This is a genomic window from Pseudoalteromonas sp. XI10, from assembly GCF_001469895.1.
Taxonomy (GTDB): Bacteria; Pseudomonadota; Gammaproteobacteria; order Enterobacterales; family Alteromonadaceae; genus Pseudoalteromonas.
Window position 1 is genome coordinate 1 of record NZ_LOPY01000037.1, and the last position, 17527, is coordinate 17527.

The following is a 17527-nucleotide window of genomic DNA, read 5'->3' on the forward strand; positions in this document are numbered from 1 at the left end:
AAATAAGAGAAAGCCCGATTCGAAAGAGTCGGGCTTTTTTGCGTTTTAGCTGTCAGCTTTCAGCCGTCAGACGTCAGCTGAACTGTGGTGTTGTTTAGTACAGAGACTCCCTCAGCAACGACCCCCGTAGGAGGCACTCCAGTGCCGAATCTAGACCATAACAACCACATTCATGGCTAAAGCCATTCCTACGTGATGCGTATCTCAGATGTAAGTTGAACTGTGGGATTGTTTAGTACAGAGAGTCCCTCAGCAAGAATACCCGTAGGAGGCACTTCAGTGCCGAATTCAGACCTTAACAAACACATTCATGGCTAAAGCCATACCTACAAGTACACTTTGCCTAGAGCCTAGAGCCTAGAGCCTAGAGCCTAGAGCCTAGAGCCTAGAGCCTAGAGCCTAGAGCCTAGAGCCTAGAACCTCCTGCAGAGGTAGACGCAGCACCAAACACCCACACCGGGCGGCTGAACGCTGACGGCTGAAAGCTGATAGCTCTGTGATGTGTTGGGTTTCACTCCGCTCTACCCAACCTACGCCAGACCCTCAAACTTTACTCTTTCTAACTCGTATCTTTCCCCTTTCTAACTTTCCCCTCGCTAACTCCCAGCTCGTAACTCACGAACTTGCTCAGCTACCGTTCATTAAATTAACTTTGCTTTGTTTATGGCTTTGATTTAGGATCAAATCAGTTTAAAAGCAAGAACTAATGGCCTGTGTCTAGATTACTTATTTGTTTATTATTATTTTTTTCGAGTGCTTCAACTTTCGCTGTTGAGGTGACTAATTTATATCAAGATACTCTTAAAGTTGCAGACAAATCACGTGATGCTCGTTTGGCAGCAAGTCGTGAAGCACTGCTAAATGTGCTGGTGAAAGTCAGTGGTGATACAAGCGCAGATCAAAACCCTGTTGCTAAACAGCGCACTCGCGACATTTCAGATTACATGCTGAAATTCGAATATGACGAAAAAGCAGATGGTAGTTTAAATCTGGTTGTTAAGTTTGAAGCAAATAAGATTAATGCATTAATCAAAGATCTTGGCTTGCCATTGTGGGGCACGCGTCGACCTTTAGTGGCTATCTGGTTAGGCATTGAAGATAATTGGCGCCGTGAACTGGTTACCCAAGAGTCTTATCCGCAGCTTGAACAGCTTATATACGATAAAGCAGGTCGTCGTGGTTTACCTGTGGTTGTGCCATTACTTGATTTACAAGACCGCGCTATTGTTGGTATACCAGAAGTGTGGGGTAATTTCTCTGAACCCGTAGAGCGTGCATCGAGTCGTTATAGTGCAGAGCGCAGTATTACTGCAAGAATGTATCAACAAGCTGATTCAGAAACCTGGATCCTTGATTGGCGTTTTACTAATGCGGAATTATTCGATACCAATCGTTTGATGGGTGATAAGCAGCAAATTGTTGCAGATATGATTGACAGTTTAGCAGGTGGCTTAGCTGCAGAATATGCCATTGATCCAACAATGATTGGCCAACTTGCCACAGCAACTTTCTACCTTAAAGGTATCAATAACTTTGTTGATATTGAATTTGCTAAACGCCGTTTAGAGAGCTTAAGTGTTGTTACTCGCGCTGTGATATCTGTACGTACGCCTGATACCGTACAATTTATAGTTAATCACACTGGCAGCATGAATGATTTTAGAAAAGCGTTAGAACTTGATAGTGCCTTTAAAGCGTATCAGGACCCGCGCGATTTTTATCAAGTGGTCAATAAAGATGAGCTTGAATATCAGTGGCAGGGGCTTTAATCGCAGTGCTAGAACCAATGCAAATGGCATTGCCAGTTACTTTGCCTGATGATGAAACATTTACTTCTTATTTTGGTGGCGAAAACTCTCTTGAAGTGAGCCACCTTAAAGATGCGTTCACAAAGCTCAGTAATAAATTTCAATATACCTACTTATGCGGTTTAGGTGATTCAGGTAAATCGCACCTATTGTACGCGACCTGTATTCATGCCCAAGAGCGCGGTTTATCAACCATGTTACTTTCAATGCGTGAAGTGATTGATTATGGTCCTGTTGTGCTTGAAGGTCTGGAAAATCTTGATGTGTTGTGTATCGATGATGTGCACTTAGTGGCAGGCAACGATGCATGGGAGAAAGGATTATTTAACTTTTTTAATCGCTTTAATGAGCCAGGTAAATACCTGGTGGTCACAGCTGATTTATTACCTGACATGTTGCATATCAATCTTCCTGATTTAGTATCGCGTTTGAAGTGGGGCACAACATTACAAATTCGCTCAATGAGCGATGATGATAAAGCGGAAGCCCTCGTACGCCGTGCTCATATGCGCGGCCTTGAACTAACTGATGAATGTGCGCGCTTTTTATTAACGCGATTAAGCCGCGATATGCGTGCATTATTAGACGTTTTAGACAAACTTGACCATGCCTCAATGGCTGCACAAAGAAAATTAACAATTCCTTTTATAAAATCAACGTTAAAGCTTTAGTAGGGCTAGAATCTAGTCCTTGCTTTCAGTTATCATTAGCTATTACAAAAATCCTTCTGTGAAAGACCAGGTACTCAATGAACTTAGAAAATATTTTAGCGCAAGCACTTGAGGCAGTTGCCAGTGCGAATGAAATCGCGCAACTAGAAGATATCAGGGTTAATTACCTTGGTAAAAAAGGTGAAATCACCAGCTTACTTAAAACGCTAGGCAAAATTGCCCCTGAAGAGCGTAAAGAAGCGGGTCAAGTGATTAACCAAGCAAAACAAGAAGTACAAACAGCCATTAACGAAAAGCGTGAGTTACTAGCAAGTAAGGCTCTTGAAGAGAAACTAGCTGCAGAAACGATCGACGTAACTTTACCGGGTCGTGTTATGCCAACAGGTGGCTTACACCCAGTAACTCGTACTATTGAACGTATTGAAAGCTTTTTTGGTGAGTTAGGTTTTGCGGTTAAATCAGGTCCTGAAGTTGAAGATGATTTTCATAACTTCGATGCGCTAAATATTCCTGAGCACCACCCAGCGCGAGCTGATCACGATACTTTCTATTTCAACCCTAAGCTTGTGTTACGTACACAAACGAGTGGTGTACAAATCCGTACTATGGAAACTGAGCAGCCACCACTACGTATCATTTCACCAGGTCGTGTTTATCGTAACGATTATGACCAAACACACACGCCAATGTTCCACCAAGTGGAAGGCTTAATGGTTGATACAGATGTAAGCTTCACTGAGTTAAAAGGTATTCTGCACGACTTCTTACGTAACTTCTTTGAAGAAGATATGGAAATTCGTTTCCGTCCTTCTTACTTCCCATTTACTGAACCATCAGCTGAGGTTGATGTTATGGGTAAAAACGGCAAGTGGTTAGAGGTATTAGGCTGTGGCATGGTTCACCCTAACGTTCTTAAATCAGTGGGTATTGATCCAGAAAAATACACAGGCTTCGCATTCGGTATGGGTGTAGAGCGCTTGACTATGTTGCGTTACGGCGTAAACGACTTACGTGCATTTTTCGAAAACGATTTAAAATTCCTAAACCAGTTCCGTTAAGAGTGAAGATATAAAATGAAATTTAGTGAAAAGTGGTTAAGAGAGTGGGTTAACCCAGCAATCGACACACAGGCTCTTTCGGAACAGTTATCAATGGCTGGTCTTGAAGTTGACGGTGTTGAGCCTGCAGCAGCAGAATTCTCTGGCGTTGTTGTTGGTGAAGTGGTTGAGTGTGGTCAACACCCTGATGCTGATAAGTTACGTGTAACTAAAGTAAACGTAGGTGGTGATGAGCTACTTGATATCGTGTGTGGTGCACCTAACTGCCGTCAAGGCATAAAAGTGGCTGTTGCGACAGTTGGCGCTGTATTACCTGGCGACTTCAAAATTAAAAAAGCCAAACTTCGTGGCCAACCTTCACACGGTATGCTGTGCGCATTCGTTGAATTAGGTATCAGCGAAGAAGGTGATGGCATCATGGAATTACCAAGTGATGCACCAATTGGTACTGATTTACGTGAGTACTTAAGTCTAGACGACAACATTATTGATGTTGACTTAACACCTAACCGTGGTGATTGTTTAGGTATCAAAGGCCTAGCGCGTGAAGTAGGCGTACTTAACAGTGTTGATGTAAACACACTTGAAATCGCACCAGTTGCTGCAACGATTGATGACAAAGTATCGATTGAGCTTGTGAATGATGAAGCGTGTCCTCGTTATTTAGGTCGTGTAATTAAAGGTATTAACCTTGATGCAGAAACACCACTTTGGATGGTAGAAAAGCTTCGTCGCAGTGGTATTCGCTCAATTGACCCTGTTGTTGATGTAACAAACTACGTGTTATTAGAGCTAGGTCACCCAATGCACGCATTTGATCTAAACGCGATTGAAGGTGGTATTAAAGTACGTAGCGCAAACGCGGGTGAAGAGCTAGTCCTGTTAGATGGCAACACAGCTAAACTAAACGAATCTACGCTTGTAATTGCTGATCACAACAAAGCGCTTGCTATTGCAGGTATTTTTGGTGGTGAAAAGTCTGGTGTAACTGAAGCAACATCAGACATCTTATTAGAAAGTGCGTTCTTTAACCCTGTCGCTATTGCTGGTCAAGCACGTAGCTACGGTTTGCACACTGATGCGTCACACCGTTACGAGCGTGGTGTCGATTTTGCACTGCAAAAAGATGCAATGGAACGTGCGACAGCATTACTTCTTGAGATTGTTGGCGGTGAAGCTGGCCCAGTTGTTGAAGCAGTCGCAACTGACAAGTTACCAAAAGTAACAGAAGTGCGTTTACGTCGTGAGCGTTTAGACCGTGTAATTGGCCACCACATTGATGATGCAAAAGTAACTGACATCCTAACGCGTTTAGGTTTAGACGTGAAAATTGTTGATGGTGTATGGAGTGCTGACGTACCTAGCTATCGCTTTGATATTCGTATTGAAGAAGATTTAATTGAAGAAGTTGCGCGTGTTTACGGCTATAACAGTATTCCTAACGTTTCACCAACCGCTAAATTAAAAATGACTAACCATGACGAGTCTCATGTTGCGGTAACTAAATTCCGCAATACACTTGTAACTCGTGGTTACCAAGAAGCAATTACGTACAGCTTTGTTGATCCAAAAGCTCAAGCAATTTTACACCCGCAAAGTGATGCGCTTGTATTGCCACACCCAATTTCGGTTGAAATGTCAGCAATGCGCGTGAGCTTAATGCCGGGTCTTTTAGCGTCTCTAGTTTATAACCAAAACCGTCAGCAACCACGTGTACGTTTATTTGAGCACGGCTTAAAATTCTTACGTGACGAAAATGCTGAAAACGGTGTAAACCAAGTTGCTGTCATTGGTGGTGTAATCTCTGGTCTTGCACACGGTGAACATTGGGTTCAAGAAAAGCGTAGTGTTGATTTCTATGACTTAAAAGGTGATGTTGAAGCACTTTTAGCAATTAGTAACGATTCATCACGTTTTGAGATAAAAGCAGAGCAGTCTGATGGCTTACACCCAGGCCAATCAGCCGTTATTTATGTTGATGGTAAAAAAGTAGGTTTCTTTGGTGCAGTGCACCCACAAGTGCAAAAGTCACTAGATATCAACAACACAGCATTTGTGTTTGAAATCGAAATGTCTGCACTAGAAAAAAGAAAATTACCAGAAGCTGTGGCAGTGTCGAAATTCCCGTCAAACCGCCGTGATATCGCGATTTTAGTGGAAGATCACGTAAAATCTGGCGATATTTTAAATGTCATAGAAAAAGTTGGCGGAAATCAATTGGTTGACCTAAACTTATTCGATGTGTATAAGGGCAAAGGTATTGAGCCAAATTATAAGAGTTTGGCGATTGCTCTAACACTGCAAGCGGTTGATAGAACGCTCGAAGAGAAAGATATCAATCAAGTAGTTGATAATGTGGTGGCCGCACTGGCCGAACAATTTAACGCATCGTTGAGGGACTAGATATGGCGCTTACTAAAGCCGACATAGCTGAACACCTATTTGAAAAACTCGGGATCAATAAAAAAGATGCCAAAGATTTAGTTGAAGCGTTTTTTGAAGAAATCCGCTCAGCGCTAGAAAAAGGCGAGCAGGTTAAGCTCTCTGGATTTGGTAACTTTGATCTTCGAGATAAGAAAGAACGTCCAGGCCGCAATCCGAAAACAGGTGAAGATATTCCTATTTCGGCGCGCCGAGTTGTGACTTTTAGACCAGGTCAGAAGCTAAAAACTCGTGTAGAAGTTGGCACAAGCAAAGCAAAATAAGAAAAGGCAGCGTCAGCTGCCTTTTTTATTTGTCTGAGTACTGCACATTAGCGAGTTGGAATTATCAAAACCCGCGTGGTGATACGAAGCTTCCTTCTTGGATACTGTCGTAAGTTTTTTGTGCTAAATCATCTAAGCTGTCTAGGCTTTTGCCTGCGGCAGCGAGTTGATGCTCGATAGGTAAAATATCGACATCTTCATACCCTGACAATTGTGCTACACGTGCAAAGGTGTAGGCATGCTTATACTTTTCATGTTTGTAAAATAAGCTCACAAGAGTAGGGTAGATCTCAGGGTTGGGAGTTTCACCAGCTTTATTTAGCTCTAGCGTTTTGTAAAGCAGATCAATGGTTTTTTCATCATCAAACTTTACGTAATAGCTTGCTAAGAAAAACTGCATTTCGGCATCTTCAGTCACCCGTTTATCTTGTTTTTCTTCAAGGGCGAGTAACTTAGTTAACGCAGACTGGTCGTTATTACGTGACCAATGGTAATACAGCAAGCCTGGGTGGTCAGTGTTTTTGGTATCTTGAAAAATTCGTGTCATTTCTTTGATGCTTGTTAAATGACCCTCAACACGAGACGTGGTTTTTTCTTTTAGTTTTATATGCTCAATCTTGGCGGCAAGCGACACACATTGATCGTATTTCTCAAAATCCTTTAATAATTGGTATTTGTTTTCGTCTGTTGGTGACTTATATTCAACATAACGTTGAATGATGACCTCGGCACGTTGCTCTTTACAGTGACTATCTTTATTTAAATCACTGCAGAAGCCAGGTGTTTCGTCGCACACTTTCGCTAGTGTAAGCGGATCTTCACAGCCTGCTAATGCCAATAAACCAAGCAACACGCTTGCTCTTAATAACATTCCTTAACCTCTACTTAATTTGTACTACTTTATTCTAGCGCAATGATTTGTTCTGTAACAGTGGAGAATCGTTCGAGTTTAAATTAGAATACCCCTGCCTGAGATGTGTTGCTCTCAAATCACAACACATTTTTTAAGGCTATCCGTTCAAAATTGTTTAATTAGGTAAAAAAAATGACCTCATCTCACGAGTTAGAATACACAAGCAGCTGGCAAGAACGTCAAGATTACGCAGAAAGTATGCAACCTATCATTGGTAGACTTTACCGTAATCGTGGTATCGAAATCGCTGTATATGGCCGTCCTCTCGTTAATGCCAGTACAATCGATATCATCAAAGCGCACAAAACAGTTGCTCAGTTTGAAGGTACAAAATTACGTTTACGTGAAAGCTTCCCTTTCTTAGAAGCAATTAGCAAAATGGATTTAAACTCAGCACGTATCGATATTGGTAAACTAGCGTATGGTTATTTATTTAACGATGCTGCGAAAGGTCGCTCAGTTGAAGAATACTTAACTGACGAATTAGCAGAAATCGCAAACTCAGAGCGCAAAGAGCCACGTGATGTTGTGTTATACGGTTTCGGTCGTATCGGTCGTTTATTAGCACGTCTATTAATCGAAAAGTCAGGCCCTTATGCAGACCTACGTTTACGCGCAATCGTTGTACGTGGCGGTAAGGACGGCGACTTAGAAAAGCGTGCAAGCTTACTTCGCCGTGACTCTATCCACGGTCCATTCAATGGCTCAATCACAATTGATAAAGAGCGCAATGCGATTAAAGCTAACGGTAGCTACATTCAAGTTATCTATGCTAACTCTCCTAGCGAAGTTGATTACACAGCTTACGGCATCGAGAATGCACTTGTTGTTGATAACACTGGTATCTGGAAAGACGAAGCAGGTCTTGGTCAGCACTTAGAAGCAAAAGGCGCAGCAAAAGTATTATTAACTGCACCAGCTAAAGGCAACATCAAAAACATCGTATACGGTGTAAACAACCAAGATATCAAATCTGAAGATAAGATTGTCTGTGCAGCAAGCTGTACAACCAATGCTATTACCCCTACGTTAAAAGCACTTAACGATAAGTTTGGTATCAAGAATGGTCACGTTGAAACAGTTCACTCGTACACAAATGACCAAAACTTAATTGATAACTACCACAAAGCTGAGCGTCGTGGCCGTGCTGCTGCACTTAACATGGTTATCACTTCAACAGGTGCTGCAAAAGCGGTTTCTAAAGCTTTACCTGAGCTTGAAGGTAAACTAACTGGTAACGCTATCCGTGTTCCTACACCAAACGTATCAATGGCTATCTTGAACTTAAATCTTGAAAAAGGTACAACTGTTGAAGAACTAAATGCGTTCTTACGTGAAACAGCACTTCATTCAGACCTTCGTGATCAAATCGATTACACAGCGTCTACAGAAATCGTATCGACTGACTTAGTAGGTAGCCGTTACGCAGGTGTTGTTGATTCACAAGCGACAATCGTAGATGACAACCGCGTTGTACTTTACGTTTGGTACGATAATGAATTTGGTTATAGCTGTCAGGTAGTACGTTGTATGCGTGATATGGCTGAAGTAACTTTCCCAAGCTTACCTCGCTAATACCTAAGTTATAAAGAATCTAGAAGCCAGCATTATGCTGGCTTTTTTAGTCGTGAAAGTTTTTGCAAATTTTCAGCATGTGGTAGGCTGTTAAGGGTCTACACCATATTACTAACAAAACGTTCTAACTACAGAGCGTTGACTTAATTCTTAACTAACAAGCGAATAGCTAAGAATTATTTTTAACCAATAGGTTTATAGAATGAAAATCACCAGCAATTTTGACAGTGGTAATATCAAGGTTATTGAAGCCGTTGATCCACTGAATATTCAATTAGAAATCAATAAAGACAATCAGTCTGATTTTTTCCAGTGGTTTCACTTTCGTCTTGAAACAACTGCGTTTCAAAACCATAAATTACACATTAATAACCTAGAGAACTCAGCATACCCTGATGGCTGGGAAGGTTATCATGCGGTTGCATCATACGACCGTCAAACTTGGTTCCGTGTACCATCTGAGTACGCAAACGGCACACTATCATTTGAAGTAGAGCCTGAGTGTAGCAGCATGTACTTTGCTTACTTTGCGCCATACAGCTATGACCGCCATCTAGATTTACTAGCATGGGCACAAAGCCAGCATGCTTGTGAATTAGAAACATTAGGCGAAACCCTTGATGGCCGTGACATGAGTGTTTTACGTGTGGGTATTCCTAGCAGTGAGAAGAAAAAAATCTGGATCACGGCGCGCCAGCACCCAGGCGAAACTATGGCTGAGTGGTATGTTGAAGGTTTACTTCATAAGTTACTTGATGATGAAGACCCACATGCAGCTGCGTTACTATCTAAAGCAGTATTCTACATCGTGCCAAATATGAATCCAGATGGCAGTGTGCGTGGTCACCTACGTACTAACGCTAAAGGCGTTAACTTGAACCGTGAATGGCAAACACCGAGCATGGAAAATAGCCCTGAAGTTTTCTTAGTGCTTAACAAAATGCGTGAGACGGGCCTTGATATGCACTTAGATATTCATGGTGACGAAGCAATTCCTTATAACTTTGTTGCGGGTAGTGAAGGTATCCCAGGCTACGATGATCGCTTAAAAGAGTTAGAAGATAGTTTTAAAGCTGCGCTTTTAACTGTGACGCCTGAGTTCCAAGACGAACATGGTTATCCAAAAGATGAGCCGGGCCAGGCTAACCTAACTGTCGGTTCTTCTGCTGTCGCGCATGAATTTAATGCATTAGCTTACACGGTAGAGATGCCATTTAAAGATAACGATGATTTACCAGACCCAGATTACGGCTGGTCAGATCGTCGCTCGTATCAATTTGGTCAAGATACGTTAGCGGCTATCGTTAACGTGGTTGATAAATTAAGATAACGAACCTTACGGGCATCAGCAAAACTGATGCCCGTAATTGTATCTGTTGACTGAAAAATGACGGTGTAGAGCAGGATGCATCAAATGTTAACGAGGTAGGTACATTTAGCATATTGAAAATTAACTGTTAACAAACTTAGTGGGTTTAAGTTAATATTCAATATGTTCAGCTGTGAAGTAACAAAATCTCATTTTTATTTCTCACAGTCATCGTGTCGCGCATTCTCACAAGCTCACGCTGAGTATCGTAACTAACAATAAAAAATATAATCATAGAGGATATCCATGGAAGCTTTAGTAAGCGCCGTTAATGACATAATTTGGAGTAGTGCACTCATTTATTTATGTCTAGGTGCAGGTCTGTTTTATTCCGTTTTAACCCGATTCGCACAAGTTAGACATTTTAAAGAAATGTGTAAATTATTGCTTAGCTCTAATAATTCAGATACGGGTATTTCTTCATTCCAAGCACTTGCTGTATCGTTATCAGGCCGTGTAGGTGTCGGTAATATTGCCGGGGTTGCTGCAGCAATCGGCTTTGGTGGTCCAGGGGCGATTTTTTGGATGTGGATAGTTGCGTTCCTTGGCGCAAGTACTGCGTATGCCGAGTCAACTCTTGGTCAGATTTATAAATCAGAAGAAGATGGTCAATATCGCGGTGGTCCAGCATTTTACTTCGACCGCTGCTTACAGCAAAAGTGGTTAGCCGTATTATTTGCAGTATCGGCGATTATTGCTTGTGGTGTGTTCCTTCCGGGCGTTCAAGCGAATGCGGTAGGTAATGCATTCACACAAGTTTTTGGTGAAGGCACATTGGTTAGCACCAGCTTTGGTGAAGTAGGTAGCTTTAAGCTTGTTGCTCTTGCAATCATCTTAATTGTGCTTGCATTTATCATCTTTGGTGGCATTAAACGTATCGCAAACTTCACACAAATCGTGGTGCCATTTATGGCACTAGGTTACATCGTGTTAGCTTTAATCGTGGTGTTCTTAAACCTAGATAAAGTGCCAGGTATCTTCTCAATGATCTTATCTGATGCATTCACCGCGCAAGCAGGCTTTGGTGCTGCTATTGGTTGGGGTGTTAAACGTGGTATTTACTCAAACGAAGCAGGTCAAGGTACGGGTCCACATGCAGCATCAGCTGCTGAAGTTGATCACCCAGCTCAACAAGGTTTAGTGCAAGCATTTTCTGTTTATGTTGATACCATTTTTGTTTGTACAGCAACGGCGTTAATGATTCTAATCACTAAACAATACAACATTGTGGGTGAGTTACCTGCAGGTCAATTCATTGTGCAAAACGTTGATGCTGCAACAGAAGTAGGCTCTGCTGCTTTCACACAAATGGCATTATTTAGCGTATTTGGTGGCTTTGGTGAAGCATTCGTTGGTATTGCTTTATTCTTCTTTGCATTTACCACAATTCTTGCTTATTACTATATTGCTGAAACGAACGTTGCTTACTTAAACCGTTATTTTAAAGGCAATATTCCACTGGTTATTGTTAAGCTAGTTATCATGTTTATGGTGGCTTACGGCATGGTAAACAGCTCTGGTTATATCTGGAATATTGGTGATATTGGCGTAGGCTTAATGGCCTGGATCAACATTGTTGGTATTTTGGCTATTTTCTTTGTCGCAAAACCTGCTCTTAACTGCTTACGTGATTACGAAGATCAAAAGAAAGCCGGTGGCGAAATCACTTTTGATCCAGTTAAATTAGGCATTAAAAATGCGACTTTCTGGGAAAAGCGTCTAGCTGAAAAGGCGAAACAGAAACAATAAATCAGGTTTTTGAGTTTTTGTAGTGAATTTAGTTGTGCAGGTTTTCGAATCTTCACAAATGAATGAAATTCAAATAAGACATCGACTCATAAAACAAGTACAATAAAGGGCGCCTAAAGGCGCCTTTTTTATGCGTAGTATGGAGAAAGATATGGCGATTATTAGTTGCCCGCAGTGTGCAAAATCAATATCTGACAAACATAAGCAATGCCCGCATTGTGAATGCCAAGTCACCGATCTAAGCAATGAGCAATTGCAGCAAATGCAAAAAGAAACGCGCATTCGTAGACAACAAAAGTTTATGAATCAGTCTTTCCTCGCACTGATTTTATTTTTAGGGGGCTTTTTCTGTTATTACTTTATGCACCCCGAAGCAAAGTCTCTTGAGTGGTATGCCTATACATCGGCAATGGCAGTAGGTTTTGTGTGGTATCTTGTAAGCCGCATCTATTTAGTTGTTTTAAAAAAGAAAAAGTAACATGAATATTGATCACATCGTTAAAAATATCACCCCAGAAGTATTTGAACGTCTTCAGTATGGTGCCTCAACGGGTAAGTGGCCTGACGGCACACCTTTGTCTGAAGAACAAAAACAACAAACCGTTCAACTCGTGATGCTTTATCAAGCTAAAGTTTCGCAAAGCAATGAGCAGTTTACCATTGGCGCAAATGGTGAAATGGTGCAAAAGAGCAAAGCTCAATTGCAAAAAGAATTCGCATCAGAAAATGAAATAGCTAGGTTTAGTGAAAATGATCTTTAAACACCTGTTTACTCCAAAGTGGAAGCATCCTAAAAACCAAGTGCGTTTAGCTGCGGTTGAACGTCTTGATACAGAGCGTGACCTTAGCATCTTAAATAGCATTGCCCTTGAAGACAGCTCTGCTGAGATCCGCAAAAAAGCATTAAACAAAGTGAACGATATTGTTTTATGGTGGCAAGCATACAAGCAAGACCAAGCACTTAAAGACGTTGCAGAACAGCATATAAACCAAGCGGTTTTAAATACCGATAGCCAGCTAGATGCAAATATCAAAAATGAGTTTATTGAGCGTTATGCACCTGTCAAAACTCTTGAGAAACTCGCCTTTGCAGAAAAAGAACTTCAAGTTCGCGTTAAGTTATTAAAGCGTTTAGCAAACCCAAGCCTAATTGATAAAGCTTTTAAAGAAGGCCGTGAAGAGCTGCAATTGCAACTTGTTGACCTTGTGATTAATCATCAACTTGCTAAATCATTATTAAAGCATGCAAAAGGTGAGGCACACACACAACTGGTGACTCATCTTGACAATGAACGCTTAGCGATAGAAATGCCTGCCAAAGTAGAAGCTGATACACGTGTGGTTTTAGCAAAGCTTAATGCGCTTCGTGATAAAAATGACTTTCAGTTAGTGTCGATGCAACATGCTGAGTTATTACAGCAGTGGCAAGCTATCGAACTAAAATGGCTGAGCGATGAGCAAGTAAGCACGTTAGATAAGAAGTATTCAGCGATTACGCAAAAGCTTGAGTCTCATATTGCAGGTTTAAGTAAAGAGCATGAAGCCGCGCAGCAAGCGTTAGCTGAACAACAACGTCAGGTATTAGCACTGGCAAGCCTTGAAGCAATTGGCGAAGAAATTGAAAATGCATTGCAATTAGGCTTAGAAACGCCAGAGCAAATTCAGCAAGATTGGCTCGAGGCAAAAGTTGCAGAGGCAAAAGATGCGTTAGCAGAGTCGGACTTAGCTGATAACAAAACTGTGCGTGATGTAAAACAACATTTAACAAATTTATTTAACCAAGTTGAGCAGTTACCGCAACTGGTTAGTGCTATTGCTGAGTTTAAAGAGGCATTTGATCAATTAAACTCAGTTGCGACAACTGAAGACGAAAGCGAGTTTGACGGGCTAAAACAGCAGTTTGAGCAACAGCAAAAATTAGCGCGCAAAAAGCTGGCTAGTATTCCTAGTCGTTTACAAGGTCGCTTTAAAGCCAATTTAGCTGAAACAGTAAACCGCTGGCAGCAAGCGATGGCACCGCTGACCAATAAGTTTGAGAAAAATCAGCAAACAGCGAAGCGTAAAGCTCGTGATGTAAAACGCTTAATTGACCAAGGTCGCTTTAATGTTGCCTTTGGTGTGTTTAAAGGTTTTGAAGAGCTATACGCAACACTTACAGACTATTATAAGCAGCCATTAAATAGCTTGAAAGCTGATTTAGAAGCGCAATTAGAAGAAGCAAAAGATTGGCAAAAATACGCATCAGCGCCAAAGCGTGATGCATTACTTGTTGAAGTAAATGAACTTGTTGCAACCGAGTGCACTGACCCTAAACAACGCGCAGAGCAAGTTAAACAGTTACGTCGTCGTTGGAATGAGTTAGGGCGTTTAGATACTGATGCAGAAAAGCAACAAGGCGAGTTATTCGATCAACAAATTGAATTACTGTTTGCGCCGTGTCGTGAGTATTTTGCAGAGCAGGAGCAGCAACGTGAACAAGCTAAAGCACAGCGCGTTGAAATAATCTCGCAAATGCAGCAGTTAACAGAGCTTGATACCTCTTCTGATGAGTTTGATTGGAAGCAGTTTGAAAGCAAGTTCAACCGTACCGCAAAAGCGTGGCGTTCTGCAGGTAACGTCGATCCTAAAACATACCGTGAACTACAAACACAATTTAAAGCTGCGCAATCACAAGTTCAAGGTCAACTTGCTGCATTTCATAAAGCAAATGCTGAGCAAAAAGCTGCACTTGTTGAGCAAGCAACACAGTTATCGCAAAGCGATGATTTAGCTGCTGCGTGCCAGGAGCTAAAAGCACTTCAACAAACATGGCAGACTATTGGCTTTGCTGGAATGAAAGCTGAAAACACTTTATGGCAGCAATTCAGACGAGTTAATGACGACACCTTCGCTAAGCGCAGTGCCGAGTTTGAACAGCAAAAGCAAGTTCAGCAACAAAATGACGAAGTTGCCGCAGAGCAATTAAGTGAGCTTGAGTCTGCACTTGAGACTGTGGTGCACCTTGCACAGCTTAAAGATTTAACAGTGAAGCTTGCAGAGCTTGAGTACTCAAAAGCATTATCGGCACGCGTGACTCAGTTAGAGACCGCGATTAGCGCAAAAACAGCGCTGATCAGCAAGCAAGCAGAGCAGTCTAAGTTAACTGCTTTATTTGCAGCTCTTGAGAGCCACAGTGAACTGCCTTCGCAGTTCCAAGCTTCATTAACAACTAATCTAAACGCTGCGCAGCTGTTAACGCGTATCGAAATTCTAGCAGGCGTTGAATCGGCTGATAGTCAGTTACGTATGACAGAGCAAGTTGCGATGTTAGATGATAAACACCGTGGCGAGCACGCAGATGTTTATTATTACTTAAAGCAATTACTTGCAGTCAGTGAGGGTTCAGTTTCAGCTGACACACTAGCAAGGCTTAAAGCAATATTTGCAATTTAACGAATAAAACCGCTTTTTTAAGCGGTTTTTTTCCGTGTGTTTTTGAGGAATACAATGAGAATTTTATTACTACTTACCTGTTTATTTTTAGGGGCATGTAAAAGTACAGAACAAGGGATGTCTGTTTACTCGTTTACCAATTCTGAAATTGAAGCAGCCCTTGCTAATCAATTACCAAAACTAAGTGAACAGATTAAGCTGATGGGCTTACCAGTTGATTTTGCGGTAAACGACCTGAGTGTCAATGTTGGCCCAGATAAGCGTGATGTGGTGGTTTTAGGGGCCGATTCTAGTGCTGTTATCAAAGCGTTTGCGCTTAAGTATCCAGTACGCTTAAAACTACAAATTGAAGGCAGCCCATTTTATGACAGCGAGAAAAAAGCGGTCTTTTTACGTAATGTAAAACTGGTTGATACAACAATCGACACCGCGGGTTTCAAGGGCAGCTTAAACTTATTAGATGATCAAGCAATGCAAGTGATTAACGGCTTTTTAGCGGTTAACCCTGTCTACAAGCTAAATATGAATGACCCTAAAGTCGCACTATTGAGTAAATTGCCATTAGATATGAAAGTATCTCAGGGTGAAATTATTTTAGTGCCCACACTGTAAAGCTATTTGATATTTTAAAGCGGCTTCTAGCCGCTTTTTTTGTAATTGCTTGTTAAGTATGTTCAACCTTGCCATAATTGCTCGTGATATTTCGCGAATTGAGTGATGACTATGATCAAGGAATTTTTAAACGACCCCACATTACTGCTAAATGCCGTAGGTGAAGGTATTTATGGCTTCGATTTATCGGGTAATGCAGTTTTTGTAAACCCTGCTGCGGAGCGCATGACGGGCTGGAAAGCAGACGAACTCCTTGGTAAAAAAATACACCAATATCATCACCATACTCGTAAAGATGGCTCACCATACCCGGCGGATGAATGCCAAATATATTGCACTATGTTCGATGGCAAACACCGTCATGTAAACGATGAAGTATTCTGGCGTAAAGATGGAAGCTATTTTGCTGTTGAGTATACTTCAACGCCAGTTTATAAAAATGGTGCCTTGATTGGGGCAGTCGCGATTTTTCGCGATGTATCCAAACAACAGCAAACAGAAGTGGCGTTGCGTGATGCCTTAGCACAAGTTCAGCACTTATCTGAGCAGCTACAAGCTGAAAATGCTTACCTGATTTCAGAGTTAAATGAAGATTGGCAAGACTCTGGTTTAGTTGGGCAAAGTCATTCATTTCAAAGTATGCTCGAGCAAATTACCTTGGTAAGCCAAACCAATAGTACGGTTTTGATTTTAGGTGAAAACGGCACGGGTAAAGAGCTAGTGGCTCGAAACCTTCATCGTTTGAGCAACCGTGCTGAGCAACCTTTCATAAAAGTAAACTGCGCGGCGTTTTCCGCTAACTTAATTGAGTCTGAGTTATTTGGTCATGAGAAAGGGGCGTTTACCGGCGCTAATGAACGCAGAAAAGGGCGTTTTGAACTGGCTGATAAAGGCACTTTATTTTTAGATGAAGTGGCAGAGCTGCCATTAGAGGCGCAAAGTAAATTACTGCGGGTACTACAAGAGCAAGAGTTTGAGCGTGTCGGTGGTAGTCAAACTTTAAAAGTCGATATCCGAGTGTTGGCTGCAACAAATCGTAACTTGTGGCAAATGGTTGATCAGGGCAGTTTTCGAATGGACTTGTATTATCGCCTAAATGTCTTTCCTATTCGTGTGCCTGCGCTTCGTGAACGCAAGGAAGATATTCCACTACTCGCAGCAAATATTATTACGCAGCTGAACAAGCGCTTAGGTAAACAGTTAAAAGGGCTTAGCAAAGCAACACTCACGAAGTTAGCTAATTACGATTGGCCTGGTAATATTCGTGAGCTACAAAATATTCTAGAACGTGAAGCTATTCTGTCTAAGCAAGCTGTATTACAGCTGTCTGCACCTTTGAGTAACGAGCAATCAAATGAGCAGGTGGTTTCTCTTGATGCTGTACAAAAGCAGCATATTTGTGAGGTGTTAAAACGCTGTAACGGGCAAATATCAGGTGAAAATGGTGCTGCAACCTTGCTGGGCCTGCCAGAAAGTACCCTTAGATCAAAGATGAAAAAGCTAGCGATAAAGCGCTAATTCGTGATATATCGCGAGTGTTCGCGATATATCGTGCTTTTGAACGTTTAAATATAAATTTAATCATTTAATATCAATGACTTATTTAAAATTTATGTTGGCCTGATTGTTGCTCTA

At 41.6% G+C, this 17527-nt stretch carries 14 protein-coding genes; 13 read left to right on the forward strand and 1 reads right to left on the reverse strand.

Annotated elements, in window-relative coordinates:
* Nucleotides 1-713 precede the first annotated feature (713 nt).
* From AUR67_RS07135 to ihfA, 5 genes are all read left to right on the forward strand, one after another.
* Nucleotides 714-1769 carry a DUF2066 domain-containing protein gene (locus AUR67_RS07135; RefSeq protein WP_058584751.1) on the forward strand — a complete coding sequence of 352 codons (1056 nt, stop codon included), beginning with the start codon at nucleotides 714-716 and terminating at the stop codon, nucleotides 1767-1769.
* Complete coding sequence (hda, locus tag AUR67_RS07140; RefSeq protein ID WP_201024581.1) at nucleotides 1769-2479, forward strand: DnaA regulatory inactivator Hda; 711 nt, start codon at nucleotides 1769-1771, stop codon at nucleotides 2477-2479. The genes AUR67_RS07135 and hda overlap by 1 nt, the downstream gene beginning before the upstream one ends.
* 77 nt (nucleotides 2480-2556) lie before the next feature.
* Nucleotides 2557-3537, forward strand: coding sequence for a phenylalanine--tRNA ligase subunit alpha (gene pheS / locus AUR67_RS07145; protein ID WP_054552893.1), 981 nt, complete (start codon nucleotides 2557-2559; stop codon nucleotides 3535-3537).
* A 15-nt stretch (nucleotides 3538-3552) separates the two neighbouring features.
* Nucleotides 3553-5940, forward strand: coding sequence for a phenylalanine--tRNA ligase subunit beta (pheT, locus tag AUR67_RS07150; protein WP_058584752.1), 2388 nt, complete (start codon nucleotides 3553-3555; stop codon nucleotides 5938-5940).
* A 2-nt stretch (nucleotides 5941-5942) separates the two neighbouring features.
* On the forward strand, nucleotides 5943-6242 hold the full coding sequence (ihfA, locus tag AUR67_RS07155; RefSeq protein WP_002960690.1) for an integration host factor subunit alpha: 300 nt from the start codon (nucleotides 5943-5945) through the stop codon (nucleotides 6240-6242).
* A 64-nt stretch (nucleotides 6243-6306) separates the two neighbouring features.
* Here ihfA and AUR67_RS07160 read toward each other — a convergent pair whose 3' ends face one another.
* Nucleotides 6307-7113, reverse strand: a complete 807-nt coding sequence (locus AUR67_RS07160; RefSeq protein ID WP_058584753.1) for a DUF2989 domain-containing protein — start codon at nucleotides 7111-7113, stop codon at nucleotides 6307-6309.
* A gap of 174 nt (nucleotides 7114-7287) precedes the next feature.
* Here AUR67_RS07160 and AUR67_RS07165 point away from each other — a divergent pair, with 174 nt between their 5' ends.
* From AUR67_RS07165 to AUR67_RS07200, 8 genes are all read left to right on the forward strand, one after another.
* Entirely contained in the window at nucleotides 7288-8730 is a 1443-nt protein-coding gene (locus tag AUR67_RS07165; RefSeq protein WP_054561210.1) for a glyceraldehyde-3-phosphate dehydrogenase, read from the forward strand.
* Nucleotides 8731-8932: 202 nt separating this feature from the next.
* Nucleotides 8933-10060: a M14-type cytosolic carboxypeptidase gene (locus AUR67_RS07170; RefSeq protein ID WP_054561211.1), complete on the forward strand. Its 1128-nt coding sequence runs from the start codon at nucleotides 8933-8935 to the stop codon at nucleotides 10058-10060.
* Between the two features lie 285 nt (nucleotides 10061-10345).
* Nucleotides 10346-11848, forward strand: coding sequence for an alanine/glycine:cation symporter family protein (locus tag AUR67_RS07175; RefSeq protein WP_054561212.1), 1503 nt, complete (start codon nucleotides 10346-10348; stop codon nucleotides 11846-11848).
* A 151-nt stretch (nucleotides 11849-11999) separates the two neighbouring features.
* Nucleotides 12000-12326, forward strand: a complete 327-nt coding sequence (locus AUR67_RS07180) for a hypothetical protein (protein ID WP_054553080.1) — start codon at nucleotides 12000-12002, stop codon at nucleotides 12324-12326.
* Nucleotide 12327: 1 nt separating this feature from the next.
* Nucleotides 12328-12609, forward strand: a complete 282-nt coding sequence (locus AUR67_RS07185; protein ID WP_054561213.1) for a YeaC family protein — start codon at nucleotides 12328-12330, stop codon at nucleotides 12607-12609.
* On the forward strand, nucleotides 12599-15280 hold the full coding sequence (locus tag AUR67_RS07190) for a DUF349 domain-containing protein (protein WP_058584754.1): 2682 nt from the start codon (nucleotides 12599-12601) through the stop codon (nucleotides 15278-15280). Before AUR67_RS07185 ends, AUR67_RS07190 begins: the two co-directional genes overlap by 11 nt.
* Nucleotides 15281-15334: 54 nt before the next feature.
* Nucleotides 15335-15892, forward strand: a complete 558-nt coding sequence (locus AUR67_RS07195; protein WP_058584755.1) for a DUF1439 domain-containing protein — start codon at nucleotides 15335-15337, stop codon at nucleotides 15890-15892.
* Nucleotides 15893-16003: 111 nt separating this feature from the next.
* Entirely contained in the window at nucleotides 16004-17410 is a 1407-nt protein-coding gene (locus AUR67_RS07200; protein ID WP_058584756.1) for a sigma-54 interaction domain-containing protein, read from the forward strand.
* The last annotated feature ends 117 nt before the right edge of the window (nucleotides 17411-17527 follow it).

Bases quoted from the DNA above. Each gene is read 5' to 3' on its own strand.
- pheS (WP_054552893.1), top strand. From the start codon at position 2,557: ATGAACTTAGAAAATATTTTAGCGCAAGCACTTGAGGCAGTTGCCAGT.
- pheT (WP_058584752.1), top strand. From the start codon at position 3,553: ATGAAATTTAGTGAAAAGTGGTTAAGAGAGTGGGTTAACCCAGCAATC.
- ihfA (WP_002960690.1), top strand. From the start codon at position 5,943: ATGGCGCTTACTAAAGCCGACATAGCTGAACACCTATTTGAAAAACTC.
- AUR67_RS07160 (WP_058584753.1), bottom strand. From the start codon at position 7,113: ATGTTATTAAGAGCAAGCGTGTTGCTTGGTTTATTGGCATTAGCAGGC.
- AUR67_RS07165 (WP_054561210.1), top strand. From the start codon at position 7,288: ATGACCTCATCTCACGAGTTAGAATACACAAGCAGCTGGCAAGAACGT.
- AUR67_RS07170 (WP_054561211.1), top strand. From the start codon at position 8,933: ATGAAAATCACCAGCAATTTTGACAGTGGTAATATCAAGGTTATTGAA.
- AUR67_RS07175 (WP_054561212.1), top strand. From the start codon at position 10,346: ATGGAAGCTTTAGTAAGCGCCGTTAATGACATAATTTGGAGTAGTGCA.
- AUR67_RS07180 (WP_054553080.1), top strand. From the start codon at position 12,000: ATGGCGATTATTAGTTGCCCGCAGTGTGCAAAATCAATATCTGACAAA.
- AUR67_RS07185 (WP_054561213.1), top strand. From the start codon at position 12,328: ATGAATATTGATCACATCGTTAAAAATATCACCCCAGAAGTATTTGAA.
- AUR67_RS07190 (WP_058584754.1), top strand. From the start codon at position 12,599: ATGATCTTTAAACACCTGTTTACTCCAAAGTGGAAGCATCCTAAAAAC.
- AUR67_RS07195 (WP_058584755.1), top strand. From the start codon at position 15,335: ATGAGAATTTTATTACTACTTACCTGTTTATTTTTAGGGGCATGTAAA.
- AUR67_RS07200 (WP_058584756.1), top strand. From the start codon at position 16,004: ATGATCAAGGAATTTTTAAACGACCCCACATTACTGCTAAATGCCGTA.